This window comes from Lactobacillus sp. OTU4228 (assembly GCF_001006945.1).
Lineage (GTDB): Bacteria > Bacillota > Bacilli > Lactobacillales > Lactobacillaceae > Lactobacillus > Lactobacillus amylovorus.
Genome location: NZ_CDLD01000031.1, coordinates 22451 through 40581 on the forward strand (window position 1 = coordinate 22451; position 18131 = coordinate 40581).

15 protein-coding genes and 4 pseudogenes are annotated in these 18131 nt (G+C 34.7%); 10 read left to right on the forward strand and 9 right to left on the reverse strand.

What is annotated here, in order from left to right; translation table 11 throughout:
- Window positions 1–138: 138 nt before the first annotated feature.
- The 7 genes and pseudogenes from BN1206_RS05600 to rpsU all read right to left on the reverse strand — a co-directional run bounded on the left by BN1206_RS05600 (window position 139) and on the right by rpsU (window position 9400).
- Window positions 139–2031: a DEAD/DEAH box helicase gene (locus BN1206_RS05600; RefSeq protein WP_052543036.1), complete on the reverse strand. Its 1893-nt coding sequence runs from the start codon at window positions 2029–2031 to the stop codon at window positions 139–141.
- Window positions 2012–3304, reverse strand: coding sequence for a hypothetical protein (locus tag BN1206_RS05605; RefSeq protein ID WP_052543037.1), 1293 nt, complete (start codon window positions 3302–3304; stop codon window positions 2012–2014). Before BN1206_RS05605 ends, BN1206_RS05600 begins: the two co-directional genes overlap by 20 nt.
- On the reverse strand, window positions 3288–6281 hold the full coding sequence (locus BN1206_RS05610; RefSeq protein WP_052543038.1) for a type III restriction-modification system endonuclease: 2994 nt from the start codon (window positions 6279–6281) through the stop codon (window positions 3288–3290). The genes BN1206_RS05605 and BN1206_RS05610 overlap by 17 nt, the downstream gene beginning before the upstream one ends.
- A 4-nt stretch (window positions 6282–6285) precedes the next feature.
- Complete coding sequence (locus tag BN1206_RS05615) at window positions 6286–8253, reverse strand: site-specific DNA-methyltransferase (RefSeq protein WP_197072916.1); 1968 nt, start codon at window positions 8251–8253, stop codon at window positions 6286–6288.
- A 227-nt stretch (window positions 8254–8480) separates the two neighbouring features.
- Window positions 8481–8792: pseudogene (locus tag BN1206_RS05620) on the reverse strand (metal-sulfur cluster assembly factor).
- A 57-nt stretch (window positions 8793–8849) separates the two neighbouring features.
- Window positions 8850–9029 (reverse strand): annotated as a pseudogene (locus tag BN1206_RS09765) (ATP-binding cassette domain-containing protein); the annotation flags it as partial.
- 194 nt (window positions 9030–9223) lie between these two features.
- Complete coding sequence (rpsU, locus tag BN1206_RS05625) at window positions 9224–9400, reverse strand: 30S ribosomal protein S21 (RefSeq protein WP_002880182.1); 177 nt, start codon at window positions 9398–9400, stop codon at window positions 9224–9226.
- A 176-nt stretch (window positions 9401–9576) separates the two neighbouring features.
- On the opposite strand from rpsU, the gene BN1206_RS05630 reads away from it, so the two are divergent.
- The 9 genes from BN1206_RS05630 (at window position 9577) to BN1206_RS09895 (ending at window position 15325) form a co-directional block, all read left to right on the forward strand.
- A complete protein-coding gene (locus tag BN1206_RS05630; protein ID WP_013438084.1) occupies window positions 9577–10413 on the forward strand; it encodes a pyruvate, water dikinase regulatory protein in 837 nt (278 codons plus the stop codon).
- A 200-nt stretch (window positions 10414–10613) separates the two neighbouring features.
- Window positions 10614–10829: a hypothetical protein gene (locus BN1206_RS10105; RefSeq protein ID WP_231575982.1), complete on the forward strand. Its 216-nt coding sequence runs from the start codon at window positions 10614–10616 to the stop codon at window positions 10827–10829.
- Window positions 10822–11163: a M23 family metallopeptidase gene (locus tag BN1206_RS05635; protein WP_231575983.1), complete on the forward strand. Its 342-nt coding sequence runs from the start codon at window positions 10822–10824 to the stop codon at window positions 11161–11163. The genes BN1206_RS10105 and BN1206_RS05635 overlap by 8 nt, the downstream gene beginning before the upstream one ends.
- 107 nt (window positions 11164–11270) lie before the next feature.
- Window positions 11271–11798, forward strand: a complete 528-nt coding sequence (msrA, locus tag BN1206_RS05640) for a peptide-methionine (S)-S-oxide reductase MsrA (protein WP_013438086.1) — start codon at window positions 11271–11273, stop codon at window positions 11796–11798.
- Window positions 11799–11891: 93 nt separating this feature from the next.
- A complete protein-coding gene (locus tag BN1206_RS05645; protein ID WP_013438087.1) occupies window positions 11892–12770 on the forward strand; it encodes a YitT family protein in 879 nt (292 codons plus the stop codon).
- Between the two features lie 176 nt (window positions 12771–12946).
- Window positions 12947–13366: a hypothetical protein gene (locus BN1206_RS05650; protein WP_013438088.1), complete on the forward strand. Its 420-nt coding sequence runs from the start codon at window positions 12947–12949 to the stop codon at window positions 13364–13366.
- A gap of 69 nt (window positions 13367–13435) precedes the next feature.
- Window positions 13436–13834 carry a hypothetical protein gene (locus BN1206_RS05655; RefSeq protein WP_013438089.1) on the forward strand — a complete coding sequence of 133 codons (399 nt, stop codon included), beginning with the start codon at window positions 13436–13438 and terminating at the stop codon, window positions 13832–13834.
- Window positions 13835–13857: 23 nt separating this feature from the next.
- A complete protein-coding gene (locus BN1206_RS05660; RefSeq protein WP_014565915.1) occupies window positions 13858–14505 on the forward strand; it encodes a hypothetical protein in 648 nt (215 codons plus the stop codon).
- Window positions 14506–14947: 442 nt separating this feature from the next.
- Window positions 14948–15325, forward strand: coding sequence for a major facilitator superfamily protein (locus BN1206_RS09895; RefSeq protein WP_013438091.1), 378 nt, complete (start codon window positions 14948–14950; stop codon window positions 15323–15325).
- Between the two features lie 378 nt (window positions 15326–15703).
- Here the strand turns inward: BN1206_RS09895 and thrB are convergent, their stop codons facing one another.
- A complete protein-coding gene (gene thrB, locus BN1206_RS05670) occupies window positions 15704–16567 on the reverse strand; it encodes a homoserine kinase (RefSeq protein WP_013438092.1) in 864 nt (287 codons plus the stop codon).
- 21 nt (window positions 16568–16588) lie between these two features.
- Window positions 16589–17662, reverse strand: a pseudogene (locus BN1206_RS10355) (homoserine dehydrogenase).
- Between the two features lie 119 nt (window positions 17663–17781).
- Between BN1206_RS10355 and BN1206_RS05680 the strand changes: the two are divergent.
- Window positions 17782–18131, forward strand: a pseudogene (locus tag BN1206_RS05680) (hypothetical protein); the annotation flags it as partial.

Below are 18131 nucleotides of genomic sequence, written 5' to 3' on the forward strand. Positions count from 1 at the left end.
TAACTATTAAGTTTTCAACGTAATATATTGAAGTTTTTTCTATAAAAAGCAAATATTTTGTTTTATTTTGACAATTTATATGCGTAAAAACATGCTATCTCAAGGAAAAATCCTTGAGATAGCATGTTTAAAGTTCTATTATCTATATTTTCCTAGCACAATGTCTTTAACTTCTTGCAAGTAATCATCAGTATATTCTGGTACAAGAAGTTTACCATCAATGGCATCTAGCATAATCTTTTCTTTTTCTTTTAATTTCCTATATACAGTATTATCGATAAAACTCGTGTGAGCAACATCACCTTTAGTCATTAAATAGTAATATCGTGTATATTGATCCGCTGGCAACCCTAATCTGTTTATTCGATCTCTCGACTGGAGCATAAAGGTTAAATTGAAATTATATTCAAAATACACAGCATCATGTACGGTTTGATGTAAAGAAATAGATTCTCCTAAAGTATTAGGATTAGAAACCAGTACTTGTACATCCCCTGTACGGAAATTATCAATAAGTTTTTCACGGTCTTGCTTAGGAGTTGCCCCATAAACCAAAGTTGTTTTAATCCCCATACCATTGAGAGTTTCTGTGATTTTTTGCATGGTACCAACAAACATTCCCCATACAAGCACCTTTTTACCTTGACTAACAAGTTTGTCAACTAAATCAATACCCATTTCAAATTTTGGCGATTTAATACTAAAAAGATCAAATTTCTTATATGCTTCTGTATTACTAATATTTTCTTTCTCAATAGTTGATTCTTGCTTATCCCATACACCAGAATCAGCATCAATTAGACCTAATTCTCTATAATTAATATTCGTCCTTAATAGACTGGGGTTAGTTGATGCCTGTAGTAATCTAACAAAAGTAGCTAATGCGCCGTTCTCATTTTCATAGATTGCCTCAGCTAATATCCGTTGCTGCTCAGACGGCTCAACTTCTTTAATAATATCCGGATCTGGTTTTGGTACATGTAAATCTTTCTTATTCGTACGCCAAAAGAAAGGCGCTAATTTTACGTTTACATCTTCTGAATCAATATTATTTAATGTCGTCAAATCCCATGCAAAGAATGAAGAATATTCATCAGGATACATCAAATGCAAAAAATTATAAATGTCTCTATATCCATTAGGAATTGGCGTCCCTGTTAAAACATAGCGATAGTGTGGTGCTTTGCTTAAGCTTAATGCAGCCTTAGCTCGTCTACCTCCAACAGCTTTCACTCGGTGAACTTCGTCAAACACTATCATTGTTTTAGAATCCAGCAATTCATTAATTACATGTAGTTTACTTTGTAATGACTCATAATTAATTGTAATAACATTTGCTCGGATCCAATCATGCTCAATAGCCCCAACGTTGTTATTATACTTATTATCTCTTAAATTTAAATAATGTAACTGTCGTTTAGAACCAAAAACCTTTTGAAATTCTGTACGCCATGCAGCGAAAGCATTTAAAGGAGATATTACTAGCAGCTTATTTACTTCATTAACTTGTGAACTAGATAAATAAGCAAAAGCTCCATACATCATTGCAGTTTTTCCTGCACCAGGTACTGAAAAATTAGCCGCTCGCTTCATGACGGTCAAATAAAAGCTAGCTTTTTCTTGTTCAATTTTTAGTGGTCGTGTTATTTCTTGACTAACAATTGATTTAAAGTCTTTAAATTCTTTATACCATCGAGGGTCATTATCCTTAATTGTTAATCCAGCTTCACTTTGTTCTTTAATATAATATTGTCGCTGTTCAACAAATTGATCAAATTTACTACTAGTTTGAACCTCAGGAAACCCTTTTCTTTTTAATCTTCGATTTAACTTTTTTATTAGTTCTAACAGTTGAACATAAGTTAAATCCTCTTTAAATATCCTTTGCTCCGGATCTTTAAAATATGGTTTAAAAACTGCTAGTCCACGCTGAGCCGTCTTGGTTTCCAAAGTATGGTGTTTGTCATCTATTAATTGAAATAATCCCTCTTTATTTTTGACAATTATTGGACTATCTGAGTTCAGCACCATACTTTTCAAATAACTCCTTACTTAATTGATTTAAATCGCGCATATATCTCTGTAATTCCTTTATTTGATCTTCACTTACTTCATTGTATCGTAAGCTACCAATCAAGCCGTCATCTTCGTTTAAATCATGATAGTAGTTCACATTTTGTTTAATGTTTCGAATAAATTTTTCTATAGATTCACTATTACGTGCATTTCGCATATAGGTGTCAAATGTTTCACCTAAAGCTTCCACTGTATCATTTTCGTCCGTTAAACTCTGCATTAAATCTGAAGTTGTATGAATATCAGCATCTTGCAATGATTCTGACAAATCATCTACTTGATCTTCTATATCATCATTAAAATCTTCATTATTTACACTATTGACAATATTTTTATTATATTCTCGAATGTGTGTTCTTGCAGTATTACCACTTACTCCAACATGAATTTGATAAAGAATAACTCCAAAATAGGAATTCATAGTCTCGTTTTTACGTACTTGTGATTCTGGATCATCACCAAAATTCTTAGATAATGATTTACCCATTTCATAAAACAGTGACCAGGCTTTACTATCCTTAATAATATTGAAATTATTTTCTGGAGCACCAATAAATTGAAGAAATTTTCGCATATAAACTGCTCCATCGTAGTATTTCTTAACTTCAGACGGACGCATATGCGAATTGGCTGCATAATCAGCTAGAGTCATAATTGCATCATCACCATCAGTGGTTCGATAAATATCAACTGCTAGATCAACTGGATCATAACCTTGACGTTCTTCGACACCCATCTGAATGGCTAATTCTAATTTTTTGATTTTAACTCGTTCAGCAGAATTATTATATGAAAACGGTAAAACAACTGCTTCAAAGTAGACAGTTCTACCAGTTGTTCGATTAATATTTCGCAAAGCAGTAAATCTTCTATTTCCATCAACAATTCGACCATCGTCAAGTACATAACCATATACCTGTTGTCCAGAATCTTGAATTGACTTTTCTGTACGTTTTAACGCACCTGGATTATCTTGTTCAATAAGTTTAGCAATGAAGTCATTGTATTGAGGATTAACTTGATCATTAGCTGGATGCAATTCACCGTCATACTGTGAAATACCAGTTGATATACGACCATTTTTATCATTGTAGTAAAGATACTCTAACGGAATTCTATAAACATCCAAGGTTTCAGAACTAACACCATCAATTTTTATAGGTAACTTAGGTTTAGCACCTGTTTTCTCTATCTTGCCTTCTTGTGCTAATTTAATTAGTGATATCATCTTGTTTTAGCTCTCCATTTTCTAATTTGATAATCAAATCGTGTACTTCTTGCTCACTAGTAGCCATACGATAATAAACACCAGCTTCTTTAAGATGATCAAAATACTTTTCTTGAATTATACGAATTGTTTCATCACCCACACGCATATTCTCCGCCTTAGTCTCAATAACTAAGTAAATTGACTTATCATTATTTTCAATTTTAAAAATAAAATCTGGTGTCGTAGTTCCATTATCAAAACGTGGAATCTTAATAGCTTGTTTTGGAAGTTTCCCAAAGACACTAATTTTAGGACCGTATGATCTCTTTAAAATCTTTAATTCAGGATTTGCACTATCATAGCGCAACGGTGGTCGATCATATAAATATGCTTGATCAGAGGTCGAGTCTGATTGATAAACACCTAATGTATTAGCAGGAACTGAATCAACAAATTCTTGCTTTTGGGCATCATATATTGAGGTAGATGATGCAAAATCTAATGGTTCATAGCTATAGGAAGTTTTTATTCGTTCATTAAATTGAGTATTAAAAGCTTTAACCAAATTAGCTAAGGTTTTCTCATTTATATATTTAGTATCATTTTTCAAGCGTCTCATAGCTTTAATCATAAGATTATTTAGCAAATTGACAGGTAAATCCGTTTGTTGAGCCAGACTCTTCAAAAACTTACCATACCCCATGGTTATATACTCAGTATTGTAGTCATATTGAGCTTCTTGAACAGATGCTTCATTTTCGTCAGTTGAGATTTCTTGATGAATCATTTGTGGTTGTTGTAAAACAAAAATACTATTATCACTGTCATTAAAGACATTATGTGCTACTGTTTCGGCAACACTATTAATAGTTGGATCAAACTTAATCATTTGACGTTTAGCTAATTGAAACCATAAGTTCTTAAGTTGCTGCCAATTCTGCTTTCGTAATTTAACTTTAGTAGTATCCTTAGAATATTTATCTCTAACTCTATCTTTAGCAACCAAACACTCATTCTTTATTTCTGGGAACAGTTGAATTAAAGCATCATAACCTGACATCTTTTGCCCATCAATTTCGACATTTTCCTTAAATTTATTAGAACGAGTAATTACGTTACGTTCATCTAAGTAATCAAGAAGAGTGTCTTCATTATAATTTGGATCAACTTTTCGTCTTGCCTTGATAATTGCCTTAATCATGTCATCGGTTAACTCATCATGATTTAATTTAATTGGTGAGTCGGCATTTATCTCTCCAACTAACTTCTTAGCGAAGTCTCGTTCATCATAACCAATTAAAAAAGACAAACGACTTGGCCATTCATTTTGGCTTAACCGGTGTCCAGTTTCATCGACTGGTAGACGCAAACCGCGCCCCACTTCCTGAATTTTACTAATTTCAGAACCTGAGGTCCGAAGCTTAGCAATCACAAATACATTAGGATTATCCCACCCTTCACGTAATGTCCATTTTGAAAACAAAAATCGACGCGTTATCCAGTTACCATCTTTATCCTTAAAACTGAGTAATTTTTCTTTATTCTTTAGAATATCATCAACTTCTGCTTGAATATCATCATCAGAACTGCCACGATCTTCACTAAAATAACCAGCATAAACATTTTGGTGATCTGATTTTAAGCTTCTTAAAGTGGCCTGTAAAAAAGAACGGTATTCTTTTTCTCGATCATTAATTGCTAATTCATAATGATCAATTAATTTTCTTAATTTTTTAGTTAAAATAGCTTCAAAGTGCTTTGCCAGCCATCCTTTACTATTATTTTCACCACGAAAACTAGAAATACTATCGATAAAGAATAATGATAAAGTTTTTATTTTAGGCGCATTATTTCCAGAGTTAGGACGTAAGAAATTCTCTTCTTCTGCTTTAAAATGACAATCTAATGCTTGAGAAATAATTTCATCCTGATAATTTTCTGTAAAAGTACCAGGTATTAGCTTCATATCTTTAGATAAGGCCAGGCCATTTGATAACTCACGATCAGTACCACCCGCATAAGTGATATTTCCCTCAAAGCCTGAGTCAATGTCTGCTAAATTTTCACCTACATTAATAGAATAATCTTTACCAGCTTTTGAAAGAACTAGTTCTTTAGCCTTAGCCTGCTTCACCTTGTACAGGTCATTAGCTTGTTCTTCCGACATATCTGGATAATCAATGTCTATTCCCTTAACTAATCCTTGATTAAAACTATCAACAGCATTCAAATTGAACTGCGGTTTGCTACGATAGTAATCAACTTTAGTAACTTTGTTTTTACCTCTACCACTAGTAATTTCAGGGAAAGTTGCACCAAAACGAACAATTAATTGCGGCTTTATTGCCTCAATATCACTATAAAATTTCTTTCCTCGTGGAAACTTTTGAGGTTCATCAATGATAACTACCGGTCTAGTAGCAGCAATTGCTTTAATTGGTGAAGTTTCACCCCCCAATAAAGTTTGATCGTAATCAGCTCGACTCATCGATTTTGAATGAAGCATTCCCTGATTTATCAATAATACTTCAATTTGATTTTTATTTTGACAAGTAGCCTCTACAAATTCTGATAATTGAGCAGGAAAATTACGACGACCTGATTTTGCTTTAAAATCGCCAGCATTAATTACATTCAATTGAATACGAGTATTTTCATAAAATTCACTAAAGTGTTGTTTAGCATAATCACTAGAAATAAAACTACATGTACCTTCTTTAATACTTGGACTAGGTACGGCAATTACAAACTTAAATAATCCGTATTTTTGATGAAGATCATACATCATTCTCGTATATACATAGGTTTTACCAGTACCCGTCTCCATTTTGATGTCAATATTAGCCTTATCTTCATAACGATATTTTATTAATGGGTTAGCATAAATAAAATTGGCATTTGGATCTTTAGTGAGCGTATCCATACCAGGAAATGCTTTATCAATTGCTTTTAATGCATCTGTTTGATGTTGTAAAGTTTCAAGTTTAATCTTCATGGTATTAATACCTCTTGATTAAGTTAACTTTATTATCTAATTGCTTTAAGCCGCTTTCCAATTCACGTAATTCAGATATATTAAATGAATAGCCAAAGAGTACAACTGACTGAAGATGTAACTCGTTTTTCCCTAATTTATTAAGTAGTTCTTTAGTCTGGGTGCTTCCCCATCCTTCATCAATTAGATAAAGGCGATCTTCCACAAGATATGCATGATAATTATCAAATTGATAATCATGAATCTTTTCATCAAATGAGTATCCATCTTGTGCAAGCCAAGTGGTAAGAATAGTTTGTTCACCAGTCGCGTCACCAGAAATATTTAAACTGTCACTAGAAAAACTATTTACCATATCGCTAAATAAGTTAATTGAGTTAGGATCAAAGTCTTCAATACTCTCAAGAGTTTGTTTAGTTGGTTTAACTACTCTATAGTGTTTAAAACTACTGTCAAAGTTTTCGGGCAGTGTTAATTCATTATCCTTTCTGATCTTTCGAGCAGCGCGTCGAATACGTTCACGTGAAATTTCATCAATTGTCATATAACCATCCTCAAAAGCTATTCGTCCACCTTTGGTTGGTTTTTTATGGCCATTTTTGTCAAAAATTGGTTCTTTAGTTTTTTTATCAACTTGATAAGTTGGTTCTGGTAATTGAACCATAATAAAATGACGATGACCACCATCTATTACATTCTGTTGCATCACTGCTTCAGCAGTAGTGGCCGAGCCAGCAAAGAAATCCATAATAATTGAATTTGAATTTGAATAAAGTTGGATAGCTCGCTGAATCAGTTTAACCGGCTTAGGATATGCAAAATATTTTTTACCACCCATCAATTCCTGGAGTTTCTGTGTTGCTTCCTGACTATGACCTACATCTTTATAATGCCAAATAGTCATAGGTGTTATTCCTGTTTTATGTAATTCCGATTTGAATCTTTTTATTCGAGGGACTCCATTTCCATCTGATCCAAACCAAATTCGATTATCTGCGAGTCTCTCACGAAAAGCTTTTCGTGAGAGCCTCCAGCTCCTTCCTGCTGGAGGCTCTACCACTCTCCCTGAGGGAGTCGTGACAGGGTAAATATTAGATCGAATTGCTGGTCCAACAGAAATATCACTAGAACTCCAAGGGCCTCTAGGATCATTATCTGGATTTTGATATCGATTATCAGTTTCGCTATTTCTTGGAATTCCATTAGTTTCAATCACATTTGCATCTCTACCATAAACAAGCATATAGTCATGACTAGGTGAGAAATTCTTTTTTAAATTGATTGGCGCATAAGCTCGTTCCCAGACAACTTGTGCTAAAAAGTTAGTTTCACCAAATATTTCATCACAAATTTCTTTTAAGTTAGCATCTTCGTTATCATCAATTGAAATGAAAATTACTCCATTACGTTTTAATAAATGTTTTGCTAATTGCAAACGAGGATACATAAATGTTAACCAAGCTGAGTGACTTGATTTACCTTGAATACTTTTTAAGCGAGCTAATTGATCATCATCCAAACCAAACATATCTTCAAGTTGATCATCAGTATATTCAAAAGTATCAGGATATGCAAAATCATCTTGTCCTGTATTATATGGCGGATCTATATATATCACATCAATTTTATTAGCATATGAAGCTTGCAAATGTCTTAATACCTCAAGATTATCTCCAGTAAAAAATAAATTTTTACTATTTTTTCCCTCGCCTTTATTTTGCTCTTCATCAGGAACAATTACCGTACTAGGCATCTCACCAGCCTGACGACGAGCATAATCTTTACCAATAAAATCTAGTTGGTAGCCTTCACTTAGTTCATTAATATTTTTGTCTTTTAATTGATCCTTAAACTTATCCAGATCAAAAGACCCATCTTTAGTAAAAAACTCTGGTAATTTTTCTTTAAGTTCATTTAAAAATACCGTATTAGGTTTTACCGTAGCGTTGTATTTCTCATTATCAGTTTGCATGAAATTCTCCTAACAGACACCTTTAATATTCATTAATGTAATTTAACAAAGCATTACTTATATTTTCAGTATACTGTTTGGCAATATAACCCTCAACCCAAATTTTACTTACTACCTAATGATCATTTAAGTGAAATTAGATAATTATCATTTGTCTTATTTTGACAATTTATGTGCGTAAAAACAAAAATCTCAAGGAAAAATCCTTGAGATTTATCAATATCACCTTAAAGATGAATACCTAAAGTAAGTCTTGCAACTTGGCTCATCATTTTAGGCGTCCATTGAGGATAGTAGACTAATTTGGCTTCACACTTTTCTACCCCATCAACTTGAAGTGCAGCTTTTTCAATCATGTTTTGCAGTAATTCAATGATAGGGCAGCCCATCGTAGTCAAAGTCCAATCAATATGGCAAACATTTTGATCGTCAACTTCAACTGAATAAATCAACCAAACTCACGCCCAATTCGGGATCAATCACATTTTTAAAGCTTCAAAGACTTCTTTTTCTTTTGATGAAAGACTATCTTCATACATTAGCCAATGGCTCCTTCCATTTGAAAACTAATCAAGCGATTAAGTTCAACAGCATATTCCATTAAGTAAAGTCTTACCCTCAGTAACACGATATTTAGTATTGCCCATGATTGTTTCAGATAAAGTTGATTTACCTGTACCGTTTGGTCCCATAATGGCGTGAATTTCACCTGTATGCATAGTGAGATTTACACCCTTTAAGATCTTCTTGTAGGTCTTCTTTTCCTCGTCTTTAACTTAAGACTTGACTTTTTAAAGCATTCGCTTTTACCTACAAGATATAGTAGTATTAGTCTGATAAATATCTATATATAGTCATTGATGCAACAAATAAAAAATGCAGCACTGAAATATTAATTATTTCAGTACTGCGTTAATCAATTTTTGGAAAACAAAAAGCTCACCCATTCCCGGGTGAGCTTTTCAGATTATTAATAATGTCTACGCTTGCGTGCAGCTTCTGACTTCAATTTTCTACGAACACTTGGTTTTTCGTAGAATTCGCGCTTGCGGTATTCTTGTAAGGTACCACTTCTTGAAACGGAACGCTTGAAACGACGAAGAGCATCATCAATAGACTCGTTTTCGTGAACGATTGTCTTAGCCATGTGTGATCCCTCCTTCCATTTCTTGGCGTTACGCCATACATTTACTTAAATTATACCAAACAAATCTTAAGGGTCAACATAATTTTCAAATATTTTTTAAAAAAGTTAATCCTCAGAATTCGGTTGTTAATCCGCTTTCATTAATAGTATAATTATGAACAGAAAGAGGTGCTAATATGGCAGATACAAAAGACCCAAATGAATTAAACATTATCATTATTTCCGATGCTGCTGGTGACACCGCATTTAGCAACGCTACTGCGGCTGCTGCTGAATTTCCAAAGGCTAAAATTAATTATCGTCGTTACCCATTTATTACTAATGAAAAGAAATTGGATGAAGTTTTACAAGAAATTGAAAAATATCCAAATCTTGTAATCATCTACAGTTTAGTAAAAGATGAAATGCAAATGCCTGTTATCAAGTTTGCACGTGAACACAATATTCAATGCGTAGACATCTTCTCACCTGTAGTTGAAGCTATCCAACAGACTACTCACATGACTCCTGATCAAAAGATCGGTGCTCAACACAGTTTGAACCAAAAGTACTTCGACAGAATATCCGCAATGGAATTTGCCGTAATGTACGACGATGGTAAAGACCCTAAGGGCTTCTTGGAAGCTGACGTAGTTTTACTTGGTGTATCTAGAACTTCTAAGACTCCACTTTCATTGTTCTTAGCTAACAAGAACTTGAAGGTTGCTAACTTACCACTTGTTCCAGAAACTCATATTCCAAAGGAAATTTACGAGATTGATCCTAAGAAGATTATTGGTTTAACCAACGATCCATCTGTATTGAATGAAATCAGACGTCAAAGAATGATTTCATACGGCTTAAACCCAGACACTAGCTACTCAAGCATGGATTCAATCAACAAGGAACTTGAATCAGCTCAAGCTTTATACAAGAAGTTAGGCTGTTACGTAATCAATGTAGCTCACCGTTCAATCGAGGAAACTGCCGCATTGATTCTTGAACACTTAGGTATTGATGACTACGCTAAGTAATAAAATTTTCTTTTAAACAGGACTGAAAAGTATTCAGTCCTGTTTTTCTATATTTTGGTAAGTAGAAACAGTTTTGTAACGGTTACGTAAAACTACTGCGCTTACAATAATTCTGGTCACATAAAGAAAGGAGATATTCAGGTACATCCTGATTTAATATAGATGAGATTTAAAAAACAATTAATCACTTATTAGGCGCAGTGTTATTAGGTTCAAATTTAAATGTATCAACTGTAGTTGCAACTGATGCTGCAGTTGACAGCAATACTACAACAACAACTACTGAACCAGAAAAAAATACATACAAATGGACTTACCCATTCAAGGCTTGTGACAAAATGTCCAAAGCGCAAACTTTCGGGATGACTGATTATATGCGTTCTGTTAACCCACCTTCATACTTCCACGATGGGTGACTCAGAAGTTGGCTACTCACCTGTTTACGCTATTCATGAAGGTACAGTTAAGAAAGTTGCTTACGATAGCGGCTTAGGCTGGTTCATTTGGGTTATCAGTCCAGATAAATATGTAGAAATTTATCAAAAAGGCTTTAACAACAAGAGCGACATTTACGTCAAAGCTGGCCAAAAGATCGGTAAATTAACTGGCTCTCACCTTCACTTAGGTTTGACTAAGACCACTAAGAAGTACATTAACAAGAATGGCTTCCCATGCAATAACTGGAACGTTGACAATGGAACTTGGCTCAAACCAATCAGTACTATTAAGAAGTGCATTAACAAGAAATAATTAAGTAAAAGAATCATCAAAAATTTTGGTGATTCTTTCTTTTTTGTCATATAATTAAAAACAATTAAGATTATTAAATGGTATTTAAATTAGAAAGGGAGAATAATATGAATAAACATTCAGACACAGCAATCTTTGCCGGTGGTTGTTTTTGGTGCATGGTGGAACCTTTCGACACCGTAGATGGCGTAGAAAAGGTCGTTTCTGGCTATAGCGGTGGTCATGTGGCTAATCCTACCTACGAAGAAGTTTGCAGCGGTAAAACCGGTCATACAGAAGCAGTCGAAATCACTTATGATCCAAGCAAGATTTCTTATGAAGAACTTTTAAATTACTATTGGCAAGTAACTGATCCTACCGATGCAATGGGCCAATTCCAAGATCGTGGCGATAATTATCGTCCTGTCATTTTTTACAATTCTGAAGCACAAAAAGAAGCCGCTGAAAAGTCTAAACAAGAACTTGCTGAAAGCGGTAGATTTGATAAGCCAATCGTGACTCAAATCGAAGAAGCCAAACCTTTTTACCCTGCTGAAGACTACCATCAAGGTTTCTATAAAAAGAATCCTGAAAGATATGCATTAGAAGAAGCCGGTGGCCGTGCTGATTTTATTAAAAAGCATTGGGATAAATAATTTTATTGGTTGGTCCCTGCCCTTATTTTTGTTAAACTTAGTATGCTAAAAACAATAAATATAGTTTGTATTTAAACTAAGGATTGACGCTATATGGATCAATTAGATAAATTCAACAGGCGCTATAACTTCTTGTCTAAGTTATCAGCGTCCCTCTTTTACTCAATTGCTGTGGCGGTTGCGTTAAACTTCTTCTGGACGCCAGGACACATGTACTCATCCGGAATCACAGGTTTTGCGCAGTTAATTAACACTGTCAGTGAACGATACTTACCATTCACGCTGTCCACCTCAATCATGTACTTCGTCTTAAACTTTCCATTGTTTATCTTGGCTTGGGTTAAGATCGGACATAAATTCACGTTCTTTACGATTGTGTCAGTTGTCCTAGGATCAATCATGATGCATGTCATTCAACCATTGCATATGGATCTTGATCCTCTTGTCTGTGCGATCTTCGGTGCGACAATTAACGGTATTGGTACTGGTTTTGCACTTAAGAACGGAATTTCAACCGGTGGGCTGGACATCATAGGGATCGTTATTCGTCAAAAGACTGGCATTAGCTACGGTAAGTTTAATATCTTTATTAACTTAATCATTATTGCCGCAGCTGGTTTCATGTTTGGCTGGACAAGAGCTTTATACTCTGCTTTAACCATCTTTATTAACGGCCGTGTAATCGATGCTGTTTACACGCAGCATAAGAAGATGCAGGTTATGATCGTAACTCAGCATCCCCAACACATCATTGATGGTATTCAAAACAGAATGCACCGTGGAATTACCATTTTGCACGATGCTGAAGGTGCCTACAGTCACATTGAAAAGACGGTTTTGATCACTATTATCGACCGCTACGATATGTATGATATTCGTCAAATTGTTCAAAAAGCTGACCCATACGCTTTCATGAGCGTAAGTGAAGTTGAAAAGGTATACGGTCGCTTCAAGGAGCAAGAGATAGTCTAGAAAAGTAAGACAATTGAATATTTAACAAAAAACTCATATTGGAAGAAATTCCATTATGAGTTTTTATTATCTCTCGACTTTTATCTTCTCTACTATACTTAAGATATAATAGTTTTAAAAGGTTAACATTTCGGATAAATTAAAAACAACCTAGTATCATCATAAAGAGGATCAAAATGGCAATAATATTACTAATTTTAATTGCAATAATTATCTGGTTGTTAATTAAAATTTACGACTACAAAAAAATAAATACCAAATTATCTAAACAAAATAACGAATTAGCTGAGAGAATTAAATTACTAATTGGCACTTCTCAACTCCATTCTGAAAATTCGGATGAGAAATCAAGGCAAGGCTCAGAAGACAATAAATATGCGTCAATACCTCCTACACCTTTTAATGAGAAAAATGCAGCAGCTTGGAAAAAATATGAAGATGAGCAATCGAAAGTTTGGACCAAATACCGTAAAGTGCAAGAAAGCCAACCAGATTATGATAAACAATTTGGTAGATCATTTGATTATCCTAAGTACACCGACAAATATGATACAAATACAGATTTCAGTTTGCGTGAATTACTTCTATTAATTTAGTGGGGCAAAATCAAAAAAGGTAGACTTACCACCGCTAAAATCCCTAAATATTTTATCTTTACCTACAATTTGAATGTACCAAAAGTAACTCAAAAATTTATTGATAAAGGTTGGCTTGTTCAAGAAGATGACAGATACTTCTTATCAAAAGAAGCAAATCAAGTTACAGACTTCTATAGTGATCTATGGGAAATGCATCAAGCGGACAGCTTTCCTATTTGCTTAGATGAAGATTTTCCTAATTGGAATCATGGGAAATTACTCATTACCTTCTACAAGAATGATATAGATTTTCAAAATAAATTAATTGATTATTATCACAAACTGGAATCATTCTACAAAAACAATCCAAAGTTCTTTTCTGATAAACAAATGCAAAATAATCATATTCAAGAGATTGAACAATCAGTTATAGAAGCTCAAAATGTGATTGATAAGAACAAAAAAATAATTAAAGCTATTGAATAAATAAAAATATAGAAAGGACTATCATGAGCTCATATTACGAATTAATTTGGAAAGAAAATGAACTAGATTCATACTCAACCGATAAACTTAACTTCATTTTTAATACGATCAACCATCCCTTCCCTGTTAGTTACCGCCAAATGTACTCCAACCGCTTGGAATGGCAAAAAGCTGTTAAGCATCACAACGATCTTATTCAAAAGGTAAAAGACACTATCAATACTCGCGACGACATCCACGATGTCAGAGAGGCCTGGCTCAAGCAACATGACAACGCTAAAACCACTACAGAAGATGGCTACACTATTGAGCAAATCGCCAATAAGTTGCCACATTTAGCTAACCAACTAGGAGCTTTCATGGAAATCGAAAACATCGAAATCAAGTACTTCGATGACGATTTCAAGCCGCGTTACGATTTAAACGACTTTAAAGACATCTTCAAAGAAAACTATAAGGATAGTGGCTTTAAGCAAACTGGTATGACTAAAGATGCCCTGTTGAAACTATATCCGCAAATTAACAAACAAGATCTCGAAAATGTCTTAGAAATGGCCGACTGCGAGCCAGAAACAGAAGATGGCGTGGAAGTCATGCCTTACTGGTATGCGGTAAACGCCAAAAGAATGCTTGTTGATGGCGATAGCTTCACAGAAACTTTTGATAATTAAACATCTAAAAAGACAACAATTCAAAAAATCTGCTGTCTTTTTTACTTTCAATTGACTCTTGGATTTTATCCCTTAATGCTATAATTAATAAAGAAAAACTAGAATAAAAAGTATATTGAGATACTTTTTACGAAAGGAAACAACATTGGGATCTTTATTATTGGCCGTCATCTATTTAGCCTTTATTAGTCTGGGACTACCTGATTCGTTACTTGGGTCCGGTTGGCCAGCAATGCAATCAAGTTTAAATGTACCGAGCTCTTATGCCGGCTATATTTCAATGACTATTTCTTTAATGACTGTAATTTCATCTTTATTCAGTCCACATTTAATCAAAAAAATGGTCGTCAAGTGGATTGTCATTATTTCAATCGCTTTAACTGTATGTGGTCTATTAGGGTTTTCTTCTGTCAACCAATATTAGCAATTACTTGTTTGGGCAATGCCTTATGGTCTAGGTGCCGAATCAATTGATGCCGCCCTAAATTATTACGTTGCAAGTAATTATTCTCCACGGGTCATGAACTTCTTGCATTGTTTCTATGGTGTAGGAGCCATAATAAGTCCAAATATCATGGCATTTGCTTTACTCAAAGCTAATTGGCATGCGGGTTACCTATGGACTGCAATATTACAAGGATTTATCTTATTCGTTTGCATCATTTCTCTGCCACTATGGAAAGTTAACGAGAAAGCTAATGTAGACAGTGAAACCTCTGAATCAGTCGGCATCATGTCCTCATTGAAGGTACCTGGCGTGATTTTTACTTTATTCACCTTCTTTTCTTACTATGCAGGTGAAGCCACTTATTTTTTATGAACATCTAGCTATTTTGCCGGTACTAAAAGAAATATTAATTCAGAGCTCATTGCATCATTTGGTTCTTTGCTTTTTGGTGGTTTGATGTTAGGACGACTAATTGCTGGTTTTATCTCTCACCGCTTATCTGATAAAAAGCTCATTCGAATTGGTTTAATCACAGAAGCCATTTGAATTTTATTAGTGCTTATTCCATCATCTCAATACTACTTAGCAGTAATCGGTTTTCTAATTATTGGAACAGGCATGGGGCCTATCTATCCGGCTATCCAACATATGGCACCAGCTAACTTTGGTAAAAAATTTGCGGCAGCAATAAATAAATTATCCTTTAATCAAAAAGTGACCTTGAATAAAAATTCAAGGTCACTTTTCTTTTTATTCAATTATTTGTACGCCGTGTTCATCGGGGTGTAAAACAAGCGTATTAGCCTTTAAGTCATGCTTATTAAGTCCTGATAAAAAGCCTTTGACGTGCTTATCTTCAATCCAAGTCATAATCGTTGAACCTGCACCACTAAGGTAGGTTGTTAAAGCATGCTTTTGATGAGCTACTTCTCTTACCTTCAAAAGCTCTGGTACCAATTTTTCACGATATGGTTCATGGAAAACGTCTTTCTCCATCAATTCTCCGGCCATCTCATAGTTCTGGGCAAACAAACTAGCTACGAGCGTATTTGCGATCGCGGAACCATGAGTGGCCTCTTTTAATAGCAATTCTTTTGGTAAAACGCCCCGCGCCTTCTTGGTTGGTAAATTATAATCAGGCACATATGCTACCAAGCTATATGGAGGAAGTGGAGCTTTTACCGCATCAAAATGATTGTCTACTTCGGTTCCTACCACCAGACCACCTAAAATCGTAGGAGCAATGTTATCAGGATGGCCTTCAATTTGAGCACCAATCTGGACTTTCTCTTCATCAGACAAGCCTAATTTGCCAAAATGATCAGCTAATTCGATTCCTGCGACAATTGCACTAGAACTGCTACCCAAGCCGTGAGCAAGCGGAATATCGCTATTCACGCGCAAATGAAGTGGCTCTAATCCTGGATAAACGGTGAGCGCAGTCTTCACGATCAGATTATTTTTATCATGAGGAATCTTAGGCATTACATGGTCAACTTGAAAACGATCTGAAATACTTAAGACCTCTACTTCTAAGTAAAGTGAAACGGCCATCCCTATAGAATCAAATCCTGGCCCTAAATTTGCCGTTGAAGCTGGTACCTTAATAATCATCTATAACTCCCCTCACAATCGTTATAAGATCTTGTAACTGGCTCTCAAATATTTGTCTTGAATTGCTAAGTCTTGCAATTGTCTGCGACTTATTTCTTCAGTTACCACAATTGTCTTCTCATCAACATGTTTAATTTCTCTAACTGGAATTTCTAATGTCGAAAGTAGTTCACTTAAATCAAGCAAAGTTTCTTCAGTTTCAAAAGATAAGTAATAAGGATACTTGACCTCTTCTGAACTGGTCAACTTCATCGTTCTAGAGAAATTACTGAAGGGTTTGCCATTAGTCTGTTTGACAAAGTTACTGGTTTCCGCAATTACATCACTCATTACGGAATTGGCAGTGGCTAAACTACCTGCACCTGGTCCAGTAAAAATCGCTGTGCCAAGACTTTGACTCTTAATTTACAGAGCATTAATTCATTTTTAATATGCGCCATAATCGCATTATTAGGCAAAAGACACGGCGCAACTTTCACAAAGAGCTTACCTGCAATGTTATAGGCAGCGTCTTTTCCAGTGACATCGTTAGTTGGATCAGCCTCAACAAAACCTAATTTTGGGGCATTCTTCAATGCTTCATCGTAGCTTAAGCCTTTTTCGCCCATTTGCGACAAAATGTAATTCGTTGTACCGTTGATGATTCCCTGAATTTCTGAAATATTGTCACTAGCATAAGAGGTGCTAAGAGTACGCAAAATAGGAATACCGCCTGCTACACTCGCATCGTACATCAAATCGCACTTATTTTTAGCAGCCAAGGCAATAAGTTCTGAACCAAAAGTAGCCATCAAGTCCTTATTGGCAGTAACCACATTCTTGCCTGCATTTAATGCATCAGAGATGTATCCCTTAGCGGGATGCAAACCGCCCATTAATTCAACTACAATTTTAATTTCTGCATCATGCAAAATATCATCAAAGTTAGTCGTCAATTCGACTTCTTTAGCCATATCTTGGTGCTTCTTAAGATTACAAACAAGGGCTTTTTTAATAACAATCTCTTCTCCACTTGTTTGTTTAATCTTTTTTGATTATTTTTAAAACACCGGAACCAACGGTTCCTAAACCAAGTAATGCGATTTTGATTGCCATTTTCCTATATCCCTATTTTTTAATGAATTTCTTATTTTTATGATTGTAACACATGGGCAAAACAAGTTACAATGTTAAATAAATATATTCATCACTTAAATAAGAAGAGGAAGATTTTTATGAAATATCGTAGTACTCGAGGCGCAAAAGACAATGCGTTAACTTCACCAGCCGCAATCATCCAAGGGTTGGCCCAAGATGGTGGACTTTATGTACCAGTAGATTTTCCAAAAGCTAATTTTCAACTAGAAGATTTACCTAAGTTATCTTATAAGCAAATTTCAGCAATGATCATTAGCTTATTTTTTGATGATTTTTCTAAGGATCAAATTAAATCTGCAGTAATCAATGCTTATAGCGAACAATGGGACGACCGCAGCATTGTGCCAATTGAAAAACACAACGATAATTTTTACATGGAACTCTTTCACTTCACCAGATACTTCATTTGGTTTCTCTGTTTCTTGGC